We start from the raw sequence: 18,614 nt of genomic DNA on the forward strand, positions 1-18,614 counted from the left end.
GAAATTAAAAATAGTAAGTTTATTAATGCTGATAGTTTCAGCATCAATAATAGCACAGGAGAAAAACGAAGAAATCGTTCAAAAGAAAAAAGTAACCAACAAAGGAAAATTCTTTGTTTATTGGGGATGGAACTGGGCTAGTTATTCTAATTCAGACATTCGTTTTAAAGGAGAAAATTATGATTTTACATTACAAAATGTAAAAGCTCAAGATCGACAAACAAAATTTTCTTTTAACGACTACTTTAATCCAGGAAGAGTAACTATTCCTCAAACAAATTATAGAATAGGATATTTCTTTAAAGAAAACTACACTGTTTCTATTGGGGTAGATCACATGAAATATGTAATGATAGCCGATCAAGATGTTAAAATTAACGGAAACATCAATATAGGAAATGCTAAGTATGACGGAACATATAATAATGAAACAATCAATTTAGCAGCAGATTTTTTACGTTTTGAGCATACTGACGGTTTAAACTATGTAAATGTAGAAGTAAAACGTTTTGATGATGTAAGTCACTGGTTTGGTTTAAACTTAGAAAACTTACAAATCAACTTAACAGAAGGAGTAGGAATGGGGATTTTGTATCCAAGAACTAATACAACCTTATTAGGAATGGAACGTCATGACGATTTCCATTTATCAGGGTATGGAGCTTCTGTTGCCGGAGGGTTAAATATTACATTCTTAAAGCACTTTTTTGTACAAGCAGATTTAAAAGGTGGTTATATTTATATGCCAGATGTTAGAACAACTAAAAGCCCTGTAGATACAGCATCGCAAAGTTTTTACTTTTTTGAAAACACCATTTTAATAGGAGGTAAATTTAGGCTTTAATAACAAAGTGTTATAAATACGTTAATATTATAACTATTTTAGGCTAACTAGTAGTATACTGCTAATTTTACGCAACATAACAAACAACTAGAGATTTCAATTATGGATTTAGAACAGTATTTTGATAAGTTTAGAAAAAATATTGTAGGTATAGATCAGACTTTTCAAACACCTTATGGTGAAAAGAAAATGATTTATACAGATTGGACTGCAAGTGGAAGGTTATATCGACTTATAGAAGAACAACTTTTAAATAAATTTGGACCATTCGTAGCCAATACTCATACAGAAACTTCAACTTCAGGGGCAGCTATGACTTTAGCGTATCATGAAGCACGAAATATTATTAAACGCCACGTAAACGCATCTTCTAATGATGTGTTAATTACTGAAGGATCTGGTATGACGGGAGTTGTTAATAAATTTCAGCGTATTTTAGGATTAAAAATAAATGAAAATTTAAAGGAAAACACACAAGTTCCAGATGAAAAACGACCTATCGTTTTTGTAAGTCATATGGAGCATCACTCAAACCAAACTTCTTGGATTGAAACTATAGCAGATGTAGAAGTTGTTCCTTGTAATGATGAAGGTTTAGTATGCTTAGATAAGTTTGAAGAAACCATAAAAAAATATTTAGATAGACCAATAAAAATAGCTTCAATAGTAGCAGGATCTAATGTAACAGGAATAAAAACAGATTATCATAAAGTTGCTTCTTTAATTCATAGTTATGGTGGCTTATGTTTTGTTGATTTTGCTTGTTCAGCACCGTATGTTAATATTGATATGCACCCAGAAAATGAAGATGAGTATTTAGACGCAATTTTCTTTTCTCCACATAAATTTTTAGGAGGACCAGGAAGCTCTGGAGTGCTGATTTTTAATAAAAAACTGTACAAGAATATGGTTCCTGATAATCCAGGAGGAGGTACAGTTAGCTATACGAATCCTTGGGGGCAACATGATTATTTTGATGATGTAGAAACGCGTGAAGATGGTGGTACACCAGCTTTTTTGCAAACTATTAAAATAGCTTTATGCATTCAGGTAAAAGACCAAATGGGAACAGACAAAATAAAGGAGCGTGAAGATGAAATTAACCCAGTTATCTTTAATTGTTTAGAAAACTTAGAAGGAGTTAAAATATTAGCCCCTGATCATAAAGATCGTTTGAGTATTTTTTCTTTTTATTTTGAAAAATATCACTTCAACTTAGTGGTAAAGTTATTAAATGATCGTTTTGGTATTCAAACAAGAGGAGGGTGTTCATGTGCAGGTACCTATGGACATTTCTTATTAAATGTAGATCAAATAAGATCTAACGAAATTAAAGGACAAATATTAGAAGGTTGTAATACAGAAAAACCAGGTTGGGTACGTTTATCAGTACACCCAACAATAACAAATGAAGAAGTACAGTTTATTTGTGAATCATTACAAACATTAGCAGATAATATAGAAGAATGGTCAAAAGACTACAAATATGATACTGCTAAAAACGATTATGTACACAAAACTGTAGAACCTGTTGAAAAACAATTGGTAGCAGATTGGTTTTCGTTATAATATGATATGACACATTTAAATAGCTCTTTTTTAGAAGAAAATTATTCAAAAATTAAAGAAGACTCTATATCTGGAAGATGGATAACATTAACAGATATAGAGCCTTTATATTTAGGCTTACAAAACTCTGAAATTCAACCAAAAATTATTGGAGAATCAGAAGAGGGGAGAGCCATTTACCAATTAAAGCTAGGAAAAGGTAAAAAAAGAATTCTTATTTGGAGTCAAATGCATGGAAATGAAAGTACGGGAACTAAAGCTGTATTTGATTTTTTAAAGTTTATTCAGCACTTTTCTAACCACAAAATAGTAAAATCTATTTTAGACAATTGTAACATTACTATTGTTCCGATGTTAAATCCTGATGGAGCACAAGCCTATACACGTGTAAACGCTAATAATGTAGACTTAAATAGAGATGCTGTAGAACTAGAAGCTAAAGAGAGTAAACTTTTACGTAGTATTTTAGAAGAAGTAAATCCTGAATTTTGTTTCAATCTTCATGATCAAAGGACCATTTTTGGAGTTGAAGGTACTAAAAATCCAGCAACAATTTCTTTTTTAGCACCTTCAGAAGAAGAAAAAAGAACAATTACAGAAGGAAGAAAAGAAACTATGAATGTAATTGTAGCCATGAATGAATTGTTACAAGAAATTATACCTAATCATACTGGTCGTTATACAGATGAATTTTATCCAACCGCTACAGGAGATAATTTTCAAAAGTTAGGACACAATACAATATTAATTGAAGCTGGACATTTTCCGAATGATTATGACAGGGAAGAGGTTAGAAAATTCAATTTTTACGCGCTATTACAGGGAATATATCATATTTCGTTAGCAGAAAACTTTAAAGAGTTTGAAAAATATTTAGCTATTCCTAACAATATCAAGAACTTCTACGATGTGATTTATCGATCAAAAAATAATGAAAAAGATGTTGCTTATCAGTATGTAGAAAGTATAGAAAATGATAAATTTGCACTCGTTTTAAAAAAAGAGAAAGAAGGTAACTTATCTATGTATTCAGCTCATAAAGAATTCATAAAAAACAGTTAAAAATTCTACTTTCTTTAAATAAAACTTATTTTTTTTAGAAAAAAACTATATTTTAGCAATATTACTTGAAGAAAACAAAAAAATGAAGAAGTTCATACTAGATGAGATTGATCATCAAATTTTAGACATTTTAATTGAAAATGCTCGTACACCTTTTACAGACATTGCAAAAAAGTTATTAGTATCTGCTGGTACTATACACGTACGTGTAAAGAAAATGGAAGACGAAGGAATTATTCAAGGGTCTACTTTAACCTTGAATTATGAGAAAATGGGGTATTCTTTTATTGCTCACGTTGGAATTTTTTTAGAGAAAACATCTATGACACAACATGTGCTTGATAACCTACGTTTAATTCCAAACGTAACTGTTGCATATGTAACTGCAGGAAAATACAATATTTTCTGTAAAGTACGTGCTAAAAACACCAATGATGCAAAAGATATTATCTATAGAATAGATGATGTACATGGTGTAAACAGAACGGAAACAATGATTGCGCTTGAAGAAAGCATCAATGATAAAAAACGTTTAATGCACGCTATTTTTAAAGATATTTAAAAATTATTTTTTATAAAAGTTAAAAGGGTAGCAAAATTTTGCTACCCTTTTTTAATTGCTCAACTAATAACTTTTTAAAATATTAGTTTTTTGTTAGTTTATTTTAAATTTTCAAATTCTTCCTTAGAAATCTCTCCCGAGTTAATTTTTCTTAACTCTTCCATTTTAGATAAGATAAAGTTATGTAATCCTTCATCAATATCGTCTGGTTTCTTTAAATCTTGACGTAAAGCACCTGGTAATACATAGTTATCATAGTAGTAAAAGAAGTTATAATCAAAACTGCTTACAGTTAAGTCATAATCTCCCAATAAGTATCCTAAACGGAAAGCAGAACGACGTTGAGCTGGAGTTCCGTGGTGTCCAGGGCTAGTTGTATTATAATCACCAATAGATGCAGCGAAGTTATATGCTGGAGCAGCTTGTGTCCAAGTAGCATTGTATCCATTTGGCTTTTTTATATAGTAACCAGCAAAACCATCAGCCTCTAATTCAGTAGCTCTAGCAGTACTTTCACTTCTTGAAGGTAAGTTGTTTTGGTATTGTAATTGGTGTCCTATCTCATGAGCTTGAACCATAGCGCAAGAAATTCTTCCTCCTTGACTTAAAGCCATGTTATAAAGCTCTTCACCATAAATAATATAACCACTACCGTAAGAAATAGCGTTTGCTGTTCCAGAACCTTTAGCAAAGTATAAAGGAATAGTACTAATGCTAAATACATCAGCTATTTTAACATTTTGGTTATTTAAGAAATTTGTTTCAGATTGATTTACAATGGTTGAACCAATGTAAGCGTTTTGACCCCAGTTACCATCAATGTAACTACATACTTCATGAGAATGGGCGTCTAATAATTTAGCATTTTGATTATCAACAGGATTAGTGTCGTTATCACTACAACTTACCATTAATACGGCTGCTGTAGCTGCTAATATGAAGGGTTTTAAATTTTTCATTTTTCTTTGATTTATATCATATAAAAAGTTAATTAATTAAACAATCAATAAACTAAGCGTTAAAATGATTGAATTATTGCTTTTTATTTAAAGAAAAATAAAATTGATGAAATCGTTAATGTCAAGGTTGAAAAATAACAGACTGAAAATAAGTAGAGTAGAGGGATGTGTGTTTTATAAAGTCCAATTAAACTTTTCAAAAACTATGTACCAATCTTTAGGGTAGTCTGCTTTTATAGATAGTTTTTCATTTGAATAAGGATGAATAAAATCTAAAGAATGAGCATGCAAAAAAAGATTCTCACAATCAAAGTTGTCAATAAACATTGTATTATGATTTTTATCCCCATACTTAGGATCACCAATTAAAGGGTGGCTAATTTTATTCATATGAATTCGTAACTGATGTAATCTTCCCGTTTTAGGTTGTAGTTTAATCAGACTATATCTAGAAGTATCATAAGGTTTAACAGGAATATCTACTGTCACAGTTTTTACAGTAAATAAATGAGTTTCTGCATCTTTGTATACATTAGCATCTCTTCCTTTAACAGGAGAATCAATAACTTTAGTTTCAGGAGCATGACCTCTAACAACTCCATAATACGTTTTCTGTATTTCGTTTTTGGTAAACAGATCTTGAAATTTGGCTACAAAACCAGTTTCTTTAGCTAGTAATATAATTCCAGATGTTTTTCTATCAAGTCGATGAATAGGATACATTTTTTGATTGAATTGCTGCTGAATCATTTGCAACAAAGAGTCTTCATCTGCAACATTTCTAGAATGATGTGCATGATGTACAACTACATTGTTAGGTTTTGAAACACACAATATATATTCATCTTCATAAATAACATCTAACTCCATAATACTACTCATTAACTGGTTTTAACTTGGTGAAATTTAAAAGGAGTAAAGATAGTGTTCCACATATAAAAAAACCTATAAAAAGTGGGAGAGTAGTGGTTTCAACATACTTACCTATAAATGTAGCAATAGGCACTGCCATAATAGTAGATACAAACCCGTTAATTGCAGCTCCAATACCAGCAATATGCCCTACAGGCTGCATTGCCAACGCACGAAGATTACCAAATAAAAACCCTATTGAGAAAAACTGTAAAGCAAAGAATACTAGTAGTATTACAATACTTGGGTTTTCTTTTTGATAAAATAACGTTATGTAAATAATAGGAACGATTGAAAAGATAATTAAAAAGAATGATACCAACTTATGCATTCCAAATCTCATAACAAATGAACCATTTAAAAAGGTCGCAAAACCAACAGAAATAGCTAAACCAGCAAAGATGTATGGAAATTCGTCTACTAATAAATATTGTTCTTGAAAAATTTGTTGTGAAGCACTTAAATACACCATAAATGATCCTGTAATAAAACCAGATATTAATGTAAAAATAACAGCTTGTTTGTATTTTATAAACTCTTTAGAACCATCTAAAAATAAGCGAAATGCAAATTTAATTCTGTTTTCTTCTTTTAGGGTTTCTGGTTGACGTTTCCACAACCAAAACATTACTACAACACCAAAAATTAACTGACTATAAAATATAGATTTCCACCCATAAGCATCTAACATTAATTTACCTATAGCTGGTGCTACAACTGGAACTAAAATGAAAATTACTACAATAAAGGACATGATTTTTGCCATGTAATTTCCACTAAAACTATCACGAACCATGGCTATACTTATTGTTCTAGGTGCAGAAAGTCCTATTCCTTGTAAAATTCTACCTACAACCATCATTTCTATACTATTAGCGCTAACACAAATAAAACTGGCTATAACAAAAAGTATAAAACCTCCATAAATAATAGGTTTTCTTCCTAAACTGTCTGAAATTGGACCAGAAATTAATTGACCAAAACCTAGTCCTAAAAAAATCATGGTAATTAATAATTGACTATCGTGTGACCCTTGTTGAACACGAATACTAATACCTATTTGTTCTAAAGCTGGGAGTAATGCATCTATTGACAAGGCTACTAATGACATTAAGGAAGCCATTAAAGCAATGAATTCTAACTTTGATTGATTATTTTTTTGCATTAGGCAAAAATACTGCCTTTATTTTGTTTTGAAGTGGGAGTAAAAGTTAAAAAAAAGGCTGTTTTTTTAACAGCCTTAAACAAACAATATCATAACTTTTATAAGTCTAATAAAAAGACGCTGTCAAGAATAAAATTGTAGTGAAACAAAAAAATTGTAAAAAGTGAAGGGGCCTTTTATTCTATAACAGCGTCGTATACTATATACATCTTACAGTTTATAAAACAGCTATAATTAAAATAACCCTACTTTTTTTGTTAAAAAATTTTAAATTTTTATTCTTTCAAGTAAAAACATTAATTTTTTCACTTTGTCATTTTTCTGAATAGCGAGCCTTTTTCCTTTAAACTTAAGGACTGTATTTGGAAAATCTCTTGTTAATTTTTCCTTTTTTGTAAAATCAATTTTTTCTAGTTCTTTTTTTATTTCCTGAACATCTCCTGATTTTATAGAAAATTCATGTACTCCTAACTTAGGAACATTTTTAATTCCTTCGTATAAAACAGTTCCATCTTTAAATACATACATATCAAAAACAGGACATTTTCCTAAGCATTGAGTTTTTCCGTAGTATAAAAAAGCTTCTTCTTTTTTAATATTCTTTGAACTTGAACATTTTACTAATGTTATAGCTATTAGTAGTAAAAAAATATATTTCATAATTTCTTTTAAAAACAGCACTCTTAAAAAGATCATGTTTTAAGAATGCTGAGTTATTAAACTTAATGTCTTCTACATTTTGTTTTATGTGGATTTCCAAAAGAGTTGGCTTGTTTCCATGCTCCAGGTTGTGGTAAGGCAAAGGCTACAGCATCTCCTTTTTTTCTAAGAGCCAAGTTCTTTCGTATGTGATTTCTAAAGTTTACTAATTCTTCTCTGTTATACATTAAAAGTATTTTTTTCTCTGCTATAGTTTTACCTTCAGGTTTATCTTTTAGTGTAGTAAATGTGGCAAAAACTTCGGCAATATCTTCGCCTGGATTTGTTGAAGCATATTGAGTTACATACCTTTCTTTGTACTTATCGTAGAACTTTTCTTGTGCAGCTTCGTCTTTTTTAGCATCTTGAAACTCACTCCAAATGTCATTCCAGTACTTAGAGTGTAACTCATTGATATACGACTTTTCAAAGGCACATCCTTCACCAGGGAAGTAGTTTTTGCAGTTTTCTTGAGTTACTTCAGCATCTAATTGAGTATCGTTTAAGGTTAATACATGTCCAAATTCATGGATAATAGTGTAGGCTAATTCACCACCAGCATTAAAACCTCCTTCATAGGCATAGTTAATTGCAATTCCCATTTTCCAATCAGATAAATCTCTTTTAATCTCGATAACAAAACCAGCACTACCTGAAACTTCACCATTATAGATTAAAAACTCACTCATTTTTTTAAGTTGTTCGGCTGGAACAATCTTTTTAACCAGACTCCATATTTCTTGGTGTTTAGCAACATCTTTTTGATATTCTAAATCTTGACCTGTTACTTTATAGTCCTTAATTTTACTAATTTCACTTCCAGTAACTTTATATAAAGTAATTTCACCTTCGCTACCTTCAACATCACCTGTTGTGCCAGAATCTCCTTCTGAATCTCCAGAAACTTCAGTAGGTGTTAGTACTATTTCATCATCGTTACTACATGATACATTTACCGCAAAAATTGATAAAATTATCAAAACAGGGATAACTATTCTTTTAATATTTCTCATACTGTTTAGTTTTTAATAATTGTTAAATCTCTTTTCCGCGGATATATTAGTTAAACAGAAATATTAAAAATTACCCTACCAAAATAATTTCTCGAATAAGTGGAATTCTACCATTTTTAAATAACAAAACTTAGTAGTGGTAAGGCATGAGTGACAAGTAAATTTTATTTTGTTTTTTGAAATTGAAAACACATTATTTAACATAATATTAATTATAGTACAAATATATTGTATTAGTAAAACGGCGAATACTGTGTATTTAACATAATTGTAGATATAACTAACGCGTCAGCGTTTTATATCGTTAACAATTATGTTACAGCCATTTTACGACCTGAGTTTCATTACTCTTGGGCCATTAAAAATTCAAATACTCGATTCTCACGGATTAAGGTTTTAGATTTATAAGGAAAGTCATTTGTAACTATAATTTGCTGTTATATAAAATAGCCGCTACCAAACGCTTGATTGCTTTTATATATCTGAAAATCAGTTCATAATTTACTTTTTCAAAACCAAACCACATTTAAAATTAAAGTCTATTTAACATAATTATTTTACTTCCATATTAAAACAGTTATAAACAAAGACTCAATAACACTTCATTCCTAATGTTATTGAGTCTTTACATCGTAGTATTGTTTGTTTAAATCTAATTTAATCTCGAGTATGTTTCATCGGACAAGTTATTGGCTTAGGACCATCTGCTACTTCCTCAATACTTTCTGATGGTAATTGAATTGCTGGTAAACGCTTTTCTAATGGGATGTCTTTTTCACGTCTTAACGTATTAACTTGTATATGAGGCCAAAGCGTTGTTCCCCCACTCGACCCAAACATAAACTCAAAATGTAATGAATGTTAAGTTTTTAGTTATGAAATAGATAATTGACATCATCAGAAAAAACAAAACTAAATAACTAACTGTTTAATAATGAAAGAGAATTAGATGAAGTTTTATGAAATTAAATGCGAACCTCAATAAGATTCATCATAAACTACTGGCACTTACCCTTTCCATTTACCCTATAAACTATCGCCATTGATTAAACTAACTTATTAAATTATAAAAATAAGTTTGTCACACAGCTGAGACATACATATATTTGTCACATAAATGAGATAATAATAATGAATGATACTAAAACTAAAATTATAGCAGCAGCAATTAAAGCGTTTAGTAAAGATCCAAACGTTCCAATGGAAGAAATTGCTGAATCCATTAATTTAAGTAGAAGAACACTTCATCGGCATTTTAACGGAAAATCAGAACTTATTGAAGAAATAATTGACTACGCAAGTAGTTTTTGCTTACAAAAGACTAAGGAATCAATAAAATCGTCTACTGATCCAAAAACTCAACTTTATACAACGTTTTTAAATGATATTAAAAGCGGTTATCAATTTCGTTTTTTATATGGCTATAGAGAAAGCTATAAAGGAATGGAAAACGAGTCTTCTGACTTTAGAGAAATGATGCAGATTTTTAGAGACTTGTTAAAAAAACTACAAACTAAAGGTTTATTTAACTCACAACTTACAATGGATTGGATAGAGAGCCTTTACTTTTCCACAATTGATGCCGCTATAAATTTAATTCTTGAAAATGAATCAAGAACTCAGGAAATTGTAGAAATGGCTTGGGAGTCTTATTTCAATGCTATTATAAATCATTCTAAAAAAATAAAAATACATTAAAAAAATACAAAGTATGAATTATGAAGTCATAATTATTGGCGGTGGTCCTGCAGGAATGAGCGCTGCTTTAGTTTTAGGAAGAAGTAGAATAAAAACACTGATTTTAAATACCGAAAGCCCTAGAAATAGTATAACAAGACATTCACACGGATTTTTAACTCAAGATGGCAAACATCCTTCTGAAATATTTAGAATAGCTAAACAACAATTAACAAAATATACATCTGTAGATTACAAAAAGGAAAAAGCGGTATCTGTAAAAGGTGAAAAAAATAATTTTTCGGTTGAAACAGAGCATAATACATATTCAGCCAAAAGAGTTGTTATTGCAACAGGACATAAAGATAACATTGCTCATATTGGCATTGAAGGTTTAACAGAAGTATATGGAAAATCTGTTTATCCCTGCCCTTTTTGCGATGGTTTTGAAATGGCCGATAAAAAACTGGCCGTATTTGGAGATGCTGTAATGGCTCCAATGTTTTCAAAAACAATATCGCATTGGTCAAAAAATGTTATCATTTTTACAAATGGTGAAAAAGTTGAGGACAAAGAACTAATATCTAGCCTAACTAAAAAAGGAATACAGATAGTTGATAAAAAAATTAAAAAGCTGATTTCAACTGAAGGTCTACTTATAGGTGTTCAACTTATTGATGAAACAATTATTGAAAGAGAAGGTGGTTTTTTACCAGATACGAAATCTACTGAGAGTACCGACTTTGCTAAAAAAATGAATATTTCAACAGAAATTGGTCATTTTGGAATGGAATTTTATAAAGTAGATGACAATAAAGAAACAGAAATTAAAGGATTTTACATTATTGGTGATGCCAGAACAGGTTGGAGCGGTGTTGCTTCTTCGGTTGCTGAAGGTAGTGAAGTAGCAGCTGCTATTACACACCAAATAATAGAAGAAAACTGGAAATTATAATTAACTCATTCGTCAAGGTCATTAGTGAAGTTATTACATTTTTAATGGGTGTAATTTGCAGTTGTTTTAATGATGAACTTTCACCCATGAAGCTTGTGCCCCATTGTCTATAATTTTCCTTACTGAAGAACCATCTTTATTCATCATATAAATATCAAAAAAATTATCCTTGTTGCTTGATGAAAAAATTATTTTCGAGCCATCAGGTGACCAAGAAGGGTTCCAATCATCCACGTTATTAAATGTCAATCGTTTTTGATTGGAACCATCTATCTTCATCACATAGATTTCATAATTTCCATCTCTATTAGACATAAAAACAACTTTACTTCCATCTGGCGAGATCTCTGGATGCCAGTCTTCAGTTTCATTTGATGTCAACTGTATAATATTCCTTCCATCGATATCTACTATACTTATCTCACTTTTTTTATTATCAAATTCTGAATGAAAAAGGAGTCTACCATCTGGTGTAAAATGAGGACCTCCCCCTCTTAATGACTCTATTTGATTTAATTGGCTACCGTCTGAATTCATAATCCAAATTTCTGTTTGCCAATTACCTTCCATGTCTTTATACTCTCTTGAAAATGCAATCTTACTTCCATCAGGTGACCAAGTAGGTGAATTGTCCCATTTATTTTCTGTATGAGTTAACCGCTGTCTATTCGAACCATTAATATTCATTGTATGAATGGACCATGTTTTATTCTGGTCATATTTAGCATAAAAAGCAATGCGTTTTCCATCTGGTGACACGGCTGGGTATCCATCTGCTCCAACATGATTTGTTATTTTGATTTTTGATTTACTTTCAATATTAGTTAAAAAAATATCTCTGTTATCTAAATCTTTTGATGAATAAGCTATCTCATATGAAGCTAAGTCAATTTTCGGTTTAAGATTCTCAATAACTTGTGCGCTAACCCAAAATATATCTACATTTTCATAGTCTTTTGACCCCATATTTCTATTAAAAAAAAGATATTTACCATCCGGTGTTACACAAGCAAGGGCTTCCCAAGCATCTGTATTAATCTTATTTCCCATATTAATAGGCTTGCCCCATGAACCATCTTCTTGTTTGAAGCATATATAAATATCAGAATCGCCATAGCCTCCTTCTCTTTTACTATCAAATATTAGATACGATTCATCTGGTGCAATGAATGGGTGAAAACTTTTTCCGCTATTAATTTTGCTGTTAAGTAACTTTGGTTCTTCATGGGTTCCATCCACAAATCGTGAATATCTAATATCTCCTGTAAAATCTTCTTTGAACTCATCAAAAAAATAAGTTCCTTTAGAAGAAGCTGTCAAACGCATAATTGGCAAGTCTTTAAAAGGAAAACCAAGGCTTTTTACGGTAGACCATTTACCATCTTTAGTGCGTTCTTTATAACGTCTGCCCAAATGCATAGTTCTACCATCTGGTGAAATAAATGGTGTACCAACCCTAGGTGATATAACAGAATCTTTCCATTGGTTATTTTTATATTGAATCACAACAAATTCTTGCTCTTGCCCCTCCTCACCTTCTCTAATAAAATAAAATTCTTTTAGGTCTGGTGTGAAGACTCCGCTAACTTCCCATCCATCTGTCGTAACAATATCAGGAGCAAAAGGTCTAGGTGTTAAACCTGGTGGTTTTTGACCTAGGTAAGAACTTTCTATAGTTGGTGAATTACTATCTTTTGAAGTTTGCTTTTTTGTATTACAAGCATAAAAAAACAGTATAAATACCAACACCTTAATAAAATATAATTTGTTCATTGTTTTAACTTTTGATTGTAATTAATTAGACTAATACTTAGTTATTAAGTATATTTTCTTCCATAATTTCTTTTTTAAGCTGAATAAAGTCTACCCAATAGCTATCTAATAGCCAATAAGTACTACCATCTTCTCTCGTTTTTATTTCTCCTCTAGAAAAAAACAAATATTTTCCATCAGGAGAAACAGTTGCTCCAGTTTCACTCTTTTCCGTATTTATTTTTGAACCTAAACTATAAGACTTTGTCCAGATGCCATTTATGTTAAAACTAATATATAAATCACCATTTTCATATTTAGTTGTTCTTTCAGCATCATAAATAATATAACTTTCATCTGGTGCTATGTAAGGATGAGCTATCCATTTACCTGGAGCATTTATTTTGTTGCTAATTTTTTTTAATACTGAATGCTTATCTCCTTGATTCACCGAATAATAAATTCCCTCATCCTCTAGTTTTTCTTCTTTCTCTTTAGAGTTGAAATACAAATTGCCGCTTTCTGTAGAGTTTACGCACATAATCCACTCGTCTTTAAAGAGTTTTTCTAATAAAAGCTTAGGCTGTCCCCAACCCTCTTCATTTTTTTCTATATACCATTGATGAAATCCTGATGATTTAATTGAATCATTCAACGGTCTTGTACTTCCAAAATAGAGTCGATCTCCATTCGGACTAAACCGAGGATGCAGGTCTAAATACTTCTTGTTAGTGGAGAAAAATGCTTGTTTGGGTGTTGACCATTTACCTTTGATTAATTTCATTGTATAAATATTGTGACTTCCCTCTCGTTGTCTACGTTGGAAGAACAATTCGTTCATTTCCTTATTAAAAGTAATTGAACCTTCTATAAGGCTGTCAATTGAAATAATTCCAGAAGCGAAAACTTCTGGAACTGAGCCTGGTGGTTTTTGACCAAGATATTGCCCCTCGATAGTTTGAGAATAGGAAGTTATATCAAGTTTTTCTTGAGCAAACACCATGTTTAGCGATATAGCACATATTAGTATTAACAATTTCTTCATTTTCATTTCTTATTGTTTAAAATAGCTTACGAACTATTCCTTCTATTTCGTTGTAACACATTTCTTATTCAGTTTTTTTTTAGGTCTAAGATTTTCAATGACCTTCGCATCCACCCAATACTTTTTTCCAACATAATTAGTACTTCCGTCTTCTTTAATCTCCCAGTCACCCCTTGTAAAGAAGAAGTATTTCCCATCGGGTGTCACACTTGGGGAACTTTCTTGATGTTCTGTATTTATTTGTGGTCCCAAATTCTTTGCAGGTAACCAGTGGCCATCTTTATCTCGAAAACTAATGTAGATATCCGCTTGTCCAAAGCCGTCTTCTCGCACTACATCCCAAATCAGATAGGATTCATCGGGAGCTATGTGTGGATGAGCAATATCTTTTCCAGTATTAATCTCAGCACCCATTTTTACTGGGTTTTCATGTTTGCCGTCTATAAGACGTGAAAAACGAATAGATCCATTTCCCTTGTCTTCCTTTGCATAAAAACCAAAATAACAGGTTCCTTTAGATGACCTTGAGAGACCATGTGCCTGATTCTTCAAGAATTCTCCTTGGCTTTTGAATTCCGACCAACCCGTATCGGTTCGTTTTCTATATTCCTTTCCAACGTACATTATAGTACCATCCTTAGAGAACCCTGGCCATTTTATATTCGTTTCAGATTCATTCCCCCATTTATTATTTTCAAATCGAATAACAAAAAATGTACGGTTTTTATACTTTCCATTTTTTCTAGTAAAATAATACTCCTTCATATCTGGTGAAAAACCGCCTCCTTCAAAAAGCCCATCAGGTGAAAGAAGGTTTGGAGCAAACAATTTAGGAATTAATCCAGGTGGCTTTTCTCCAAAATAACGATCCTTAATAGGAGGGAAATTAGAAATATTTTCTCGTGGAGGTGTAGTAAACCAGGCTGGTTGCGAACCTTTGTTTATAATTTTTCTCTCTGAAGAACCATCGATATTTATAATGTAAAGAGCAGCATGCTCTCCCCTATTTGAATGAAAAACTAATTGGGAACCATCAGGGGACCAAGTTGGACCATTATCATCAACATCGTTATTTGTCAATCGTTTTTGATTAGAACCATCTATATTCATCACATAAATTTCATGGTCTCCATCTCTTTTAGATGAATAAGCTATTTTTTTGCCATCTGGTGAAATCTTTGGATCCCAGTCTTCTGCTTCATTATTTGTCAAGTGAATAATATTATTGCCATCAATATCAGTGATACTTATCTCACTTTCTTTATCTTTAAATTCTGAGTGAAAAAGGAGTCTGCCATCAGGTATAAAACAAGGACCTCCTCCACTTAATGATTTTATTTGAGTTTGTTCGCTACCATCCGAATTCATAATCCATATTTCTGGATGCCAAACTTTAGCCGAATCTTTATATTCTCTGGCAAAAGCAATTTTTGTTCCGTCTGGTGACCATGTTGGCATATTATCCCATTTGTTTTTTTCATGTGTTAACCTCTTGCTATTGGTTCCATCACTATTTATAGTGTGAATAGACCACGTTTTTTTTTCATCATGATATGCATACCAAGCTATATGCTTTCCATCTGGAGACCAAGCTGGATAACCGTGATTACCGTTAGTAAGTCTAATTTTTGAGATCCCCTCAGTATTGCTTAAGCAAATTCCTTTTGCTCCGTAAGCAATTGTATATAATGAAGTTTTACTTTCTTGACAATAAACAATACTTCCAAGTAATAAAGTCAAAAAAGTTAAGGCTTTTACTAATTTTAAATTTTTAGTTTTCATACGTTGTTCGTTAAGTATATTTAACTTCAAATGTTTTTTATAACTATCAAAATGGCTTTGTTTCATACAAAGAATGCTTTTTTTTCTCACTTATGGTATCTAAATTATATGAACTGCTCTATAGTTTAATAAACAGCTCTAAGAAGACATCTTATAATGATTATCTTGCGTCTGTAATTCAATATAAATGAACTTTAGACCTTGGTATAATTTACTTTTAATATGCTTGTTGTTTTTAGCGAACTCTTGCGCTCAAAAGCCTGCCTTCAAAAAACATAAAACAGTATTTAAAGTAGGAGATCAACAAGAATGGGCTACAAAAAATTGGAATGATGAAGATTGGAAGACAGGAAATCCTTTAATAGAAGATGATCGAGTTTTCTGGCTTAGAACTCCTATCGATATTTTAAAAGCTCCTGAATTATTACATCCATATGGTATTCAATTGCATGTATATGGAGAGTATGAAGTTTTTTGGGATGGAGTTTTGATTGGTAAAAATGGGAATCCAGGACAAGAAGCAGTTTTAGGGCCTGAAGGAAATTTGTGGACTACTCATAGCATTCCTACACATCTAACACAACAGGGAGAGCACTTATTAGCTATCCGTGCAAGCCTTCTTTCTTTTAGGGATCATGCTGGCATATGGGAAATGAATATTGATTATTATGATGACTTATTAACTGATCGACTCGTTGAAACTTCTTATATGTACATTTTTGCAGGAGCATTTCTTATCGCATCAATATATTTTTTATTTCTTTTTTTGGGCGATAAAAAGGAATATGCAACACTAATTTTTAGTATTAGTTGCTTCCTCTTTTTTACTTTGATATTAGCAGAGTTTATGAAAGCTTATGTGCCTATCCATTACAGTATGCATGTTACACGTTTACGGATTATAAGCTTTCTTATGCTTAGTATTTCTTTTTTAATTCCACTCTACTTTTCTATGCAGTTTCCTTTCCCTAGACGAAAATTGCTGCTGACCATTTATACTCTTATTCTATTATTCTTTTTCCTATCGAGGTATGTCTACGAATTGACAGCCAATAACATGATTTTTAGTATGTGGTTCTTTTCATTTGGAATAGTAATGTTTGGAGTTTATAAAAAGATGAAAGGTGCGCGTCTCGTAATGTTAACCTTTCTATTATCACTGCCCATAGCTTTTATTGCTCCTTTTAATAAAAGTCTTTTTGCAGGTTTCAGCCTTATTCTTCTAGGGATGTTTTATTTACTTTCTCTCAGAATCAAAGAACAACGATTGGCTTATGAAAACTCTTTGGTGCAATCTACACGTTTACGACTTGAATTGTTGAAAAAAAATATTCAGCCTCATTTTCTAATGAATACATTGACCTCATTGATAGATTGGATAGAAGAAAGTCCTAAAAAAGGTGTTTTATTTATAGAAGCTTTAGCTAATGAATTTGATATTTTTAATCAGATAGAAAACAAGAAATTAATTCCTATCAACCAAGAAATAGCACTTTGTCGTTCACATCTTGAGATTATGGAATATCGAAAGGAGATAAACTATACTTGGCAAGAGGAAGGTATTGATATTGAGCAAAAAATACCGCCTGGGGTTTTTCATACATTATTGGAGAATGGTATTACACATAGCTTGCCTCTAGAAAATAACAGTATTCAGTTTAAACTCATTTTTGAATCAAGAAGTGATTATAAATGCTATACATTTTTAACCTTTGCTACTCCTGTGAAACGAGAAGTGAATACTAAAAAAGAAGGTACTGGGATTAAATATATTAAAGCCCGACTTACTGAGAGTTATCAAGAACAATGGAAATTTACTTCAGAACCTGTAAATCATGGTTGGAAAAATACTATAAAAATATATTCTTAAGAAAATGAACATTTTAATTGTTGAAGATGAATCACGAATTGCCAAAAGAATCGAACGAATGACTCGTGATATTTTTGGTGATACTTTACACTCGTTAAAATGTACTAACACACTTCATGATGCATTGCGATTTATTGAAAATAATCCGTTGGATCTTGTTCTTCTAGATTTAAACCTTAACGGTGACAGTGGCTTTGATCTTCTTACTACTGTAGTTTCTGAATCATTTCATACAATTATTATTTCTGCCTATAAAGATCAGGCAATTACTGCTTTTGAATATGGAGTTTTAGATTTTGTACCCAAACCCTTTAATAGAGATCGGTTAGAACAAGCTTTAAACCGGATTAATACAAAAGAAAAAGCAACAACAAATACGATAAAGTTTTTAGCGGTAAAAAAACGAAACAAAGTGCAGCTTATATCAACTGAAGATGTACTTTATATTAAAGGAGCTGGTGTTTATACAGAACTCTTTTTAAAAAATGGTAAAAAAGAGCTACATGATAAATCACTCGAAAAGCTAGAACAACTGTTATCATCTTCCTTTGAACGTGTTCATAAATCATACTTAGTTAAGGTATCTGAAATAAAAGGTATTATTGTAGAGTCTGGAAGTAAATATATAACTGAGTTGAAAAACGGAACACGTATTCCCATCGGAAGAACTAAATATAAGGCCATTAAAGCAAAGTGGTTTTAAATATTTTGCTCAGAAAGGATGATTGACTCTCACAAAAACTAATAA

Annotated in this window: 17 protein-coding genes; 8 read left to right on the plus strand and 9 right to left on the minus strand. The window is 31.3% G+C overall.

What is annotated here, in order from left to right; all coding sequences use genetic code 11:
• Positions 1-25 precede the first annotated feature (25 nt).
• The 4 genes from ACTPNM_RS09710 to ACTPNM_RS09725 all read left to right on the plus strand — a co-directional run bounded on the left by ACTPNM_RS09710 (position 26) and on the right by ACTPNM_RS09725 (position 4,037).
• Positions 26-844 (plus strand): hypothetical protein, encoded by an 819-nt coding sequence (locus tag ACTPNM_RS09710; RefSeq protein ID WP_440121557.1) that lies wholly within the window; start codon positions 26-28, stop codon positions 842-844.
• 102 nt (positions 845-946) lie between these two features.
• Positions 947-2,413, plus strand: coding sequence for an aminotransferase class V-fold PLP-dependent enzyme (locus ACTPNM_RS09715; RefSeq protein WP_440121558.1), 1,467 nt, complete (start codon positions 947-949; stop codon positions 2,411-2,413).
• 6 nt (positions 2,414-2,419) lie between these two features.
• Positions 2,420-3,475 (plus strand): M14 family zinc carboxypeptidase, encoded by a 1,056-nt coding sequence (locus ACTPNM_RS09720; protein WP_440121560.1) that lies wholly within the window; start codon positions 2,420-2,422, stop codon positions 3,473-3,475.
• A gap of 82 nt (positions 3,476-3,557) precedes the next feature.
• Positions 3,558-4,037 (plus strand): Lrp/AsnC family transcriptional regulator, encoded by a 480-nt coding sequence (locus tag ACTPNM_RS09725; protein ID WP_099214393.1) that lies wholly within the window; start codon positions 3,558-3,560, stop codon positions 4,035-4,037.
• A gap of 98 nt (positions 4,038-4,135) precedes the next feature.
• Here ACTPNM_RS09725 and ACTPNM_RS09730 read toward each other — a convergent pair whose 3' ends face one another.
• The 6 genes from ACTPNM_RS09730 to ACTPNM_RS09755 all read right to left on the minus strand — a co-directional run bounded on the left by ACTPNM_RS09730 (position 4,136) and on the right by ACTPNM_RS09755 (position 9,625).
• A complete protein-coding gene (locus tag ACTPNM_RS09730) occupies positions 4,136-4,996 on the minus strand; it encodes a metalloprotease (protein ID WP_440121562.1) in 861 nt (286 codons plus the stop codon).
• 174 nt (positions 4,997-5,170) lie between these two features.
• The gene (locus tag ACTPNM_RS09735) at positions 5,171-5,878 is read right to left on the minus strand and encodes a pseudouridine synthase (protein WP_440121564.1); all 708 of its coding nucleotides are present in this window, start codon (positions 5,876-5,878) and stop codon (positions 5,171-5,173) included.
• Entirely contained in the window at positions 5,871-7,073 is a 1,203-nt protein-coding gene (locus ACTPNM_RS09740; RefSeq protein WP_440121565.1) for a multidrug effflux MFS transporter, read from the minus strand. The genes ACTPNM_RS09735 and ACTPNM_RS09740 overlap by 8 nt, the downstream gene beginning before the upstream one ends.
• A 267-nt stretch (positions 7,074-7,340) precedes the next feature.
• Positions 7,341-7,733, minus strand: a complete 393-nt coding sequence (locus ACTPNM_RS09745; RefSeq protein ID WP_440121567.1) for a DUF6438 domain-containing protein — start codon at positions 7,731-7,733, stop codon at positions 7,341-7,343.
• A gap of 62 nt (positions 7,734-7,795) precedes the next feature.
• On the minus strand, positions 7,796-8,785 hold the full coding sequence (locus tag ACTPNM_RS09750; protein ID WP_440121568.1) for a hypothetical protein: 990 nt from the start codon (positions 8,783-8,785) through the stop codon (positions 7,796-7,798).
• A gap of 657 nt (positions 8,786-9,442) precedes the next feature.
• Positions 9,443-9,625: a hypothetical protein gene (locus tag ACTPNM_RS09755; protein ID WP_440121569.1), complete on the minus strand. Its 183-nt coding sequence runs from the start codon at positions 9,623-9,625 to the stop codon at positions 9,443-9,445.
• A 291-nt stretch (positions 9,626-9,916) separates the two neighbouring features.
• On the opposite strand from ACTPNM_RS09755, the gene ACTPNM_RS09760 reads away from it, so the two are divergent.
• On the plus strand, positions 9,917-10,483 hold the full coding sequence (locus ACTPNM_RS09760) for a TetR/AcrR family transcriptional regulator (RefSeq protein WP_440121570.1): 567 nt from the start codon (positions 9,917-9,919) through the stop codon (positions 10,481-10,483).
• A gap of 13 nt (positions 10,484-10,496) precedes the next feature.
• Positions 10,497-11,417, plus strand: coding sequence for an NAD(P)/FAD-dependent oxidoreductase (locus ACTPNM_RS09765; RefSeq protein WP_440121571.1), 921 nt, complete (start codon positions 10,497-10,499; stop codon positions 11,415-11,417).
• 66 nt (positions 11,418-11,483) lie between these two features.
• On the opposite strand, the gene ACTPNM_RS09770 is transcribed toward ACTPNM_RS09765, so the two are convergent.
• From ACTPNM_RS09770 to ACTPNM_RS09780, 3 genes are read right to left on the minus strand one after another with little or no spacing between them, the layout of a single operon-like run.
• On the minus strand, positions 11,484-13,190 hold the full coding sequence (locus tag ACTPNM_RS09770) for a TolB family protein (protein ID WP_440121572.1): 1,707 nt from the start codon (positions 13,188-13,190) through the stop codon (positions 11,484-11,486).
• Positions 13,191-13,227: 37 nt separating this feature from the next.
• The gene (locus ACTPNM_RS09775; RefSeq protein ID WP_440121574.1) at positions 13,228-14,220 is read right to left on the minus strand and encodes a TolB family protein; all 993 of its coding nucleotides are present in this window, start codon (positions 14,218-14,220) and stop codon (positions 13,228-13,230) included.
• A gap of 36 nt (positions 14,221-14,256) precedes the next feature.
• Positions 14,257-16,062, minus strand: coding sequence for a DUF5050 domain-containing protein (locus ACTPNM_RS09780; RefSeq protein ID WP_440121575.1), 1,806 nt, complete (start codon positions 16,060-16,062; stop codon positions 14,257-14,259).
• A 121-nt stretch (positions 16,063-16,183) separates the two neighbouring features.
• On the opposite strand from ACTPNM_RS09780, the gene ACTPNM_RS09785 reads away from it, so the two are divergent.
• Positions 16,184-17,866, plus strand: coding sequence for a histidine kinase (locus tag ACTPNM_RS09785; RefSeq protein ID WP_440121576.1), 1,683 nt, complete (start codon positions 16,184-16,186; stop codon positions 17,864-17,866).
• Between the two features lie 4 nt (positions 17,867-17,870).
• Positions 17,871-18,569 carry a LytR/AlgR family response regulator transcription factor gene (locus ACTPNM_RS09790; RefSeq protein ID WP_440121577.1) on the plus strand — a complete coding sequence of 233 codons (699 nt, stop codon included), beginning with the start codon at positions 17,871-17,873 and terminating at the stop codon, positions 18,567-18,569.
• Positions 18,570-18,614 lie beyond the last annotated feature (45 nt).

Origin of the sequence: Tenacibaculum sp. Ill (assembly GCF_051938915.1) — a bacterium.
Taxonomy (GTDB): Bacteria; Bacteroidota; Bacteroidia; order Flavobacteriales; family Flavobacteriaceae; genus Polaribacter; species Polaribacter larymnensis.

Bases quoted from the DNA above. Each gene is read 5' to 3' on its own strand.
- ACTPNM_RS09740 (WP_440121565.1), bottom strand. From the start codon at position 7,073: ATGCAAAAAAATAATCAATCAAAGTTAGAATTCATTGCTTTAATGGCT.
- ACTPNM_RS09735 (WP_440121564.1), bottom strand. From the start codon at position 5,878: ATGAGTAGTATTATGGAGTTAGATGTTATTTATGAAGATGAATATATA.
- ACTPNM_RS09775 (WP_440121574.1), bottom strand. From the start codon at position 14,220: ATGAAAATGAAGAAATTGTTAATACTAATATGTGCTATATCGCTAAAC.
- ACTPNM_RS09770 (WP_440121572.1), bottom strand. From the start codon at position 13,190: ATGAACAAATTATATTTTATTAAGGTGTTGGTATTTATACTGTTTTTT.
- ACTPNM_RS09785 (WP_440121576.1), top strand. From the start codon at position 16,184: ATGAACTTTAGACCTTGGTATAATTTACTTTTAATATGCTTGTTGTTT.
- ACTPNM_RS09790 (WP_440121577.1), top strand. From the start codon at position 17,871: ATGAACATTTTAATTGTTGAAGATGAATCACGAATTGCCAAAAGAATC.
- ACTPNM_RS09715 (WP_440121558.1), top strand. From the start codon at position 947: ATGGATTTAGAACAGTATTTTGATAAGTTTAGAAAAAATATTGTAGGT.
- ACTPNM_RS09725 (WP_099214393.1), top strand. From the start codon at position 3,558: ATGAAGAAGTTCATACTAGATGAGATTGATCATCAAATTTTAGACATT.
- ACTPNM_RS09765 (WP_440121571.1), top strand. From the start codon at position 10,497: ATGAATTATGAAGTCATAATTATTGGCGGTGGTCCTGCAGGAATGAGC.
- ACTPNM_RS09780 (WP_440121575.1), bottom strand. From the start codon at position 16,062: ATGAAACAAAGCCATTTTGATAGTTATAAAAAACATTTGAAGTTAAAT.
- ACTPNM_RS09745 (WP_440121567.1), bottom strand. From the start codon at position 7,733: ATGAAATATATTTTTTTACTACTAATAGCTATAACATTAGTAAAATGT.
- ACTPNM_RS09710 (WP_440121557.1), top strand. From the start codon at position 26: ATGCTGATAGTTTCAGCATCAATAATAGCACAGGAGAAAAACGAAGAA.
- ACTPNM_RS09755 (WP_440121569.1), bottom strand. From the start codon at position 9,625: ATGTTTGGGTCGAGTGGGGGAACAACGCTTTGGCCTCATATACAAGTT.
- ACTPNM_RS09760 (WP_440121570.1), top strand. From the start codon at position 9,917: ATGAATGATACTAAAACTAAAATTATAGCAGCAGCAATTAAAGCGTTT.
- ACTPNM_RS09730 (WP_440121562.1), bottom strand. From the start codon at position 4,996: ATGAAAAATTTAAAACCCTTCATATTAGCAGCTACAGCAGCCGTATTA.
- ACTPNM_RS09750 (WP_440121568.1), bottom strand. From the start codon at position 8,785: ATGAGAAATATTAAAAGAATAGTTATCCCTGTTTTGATAATTTTATCA.
- ACTPNM_RS09720 (WP_440121560.1), top strand. From the start codon at position 2,420: ATGACACATTTAAATAGCTCTTTTTTAGAAGAAAATTATTCAAAAATT.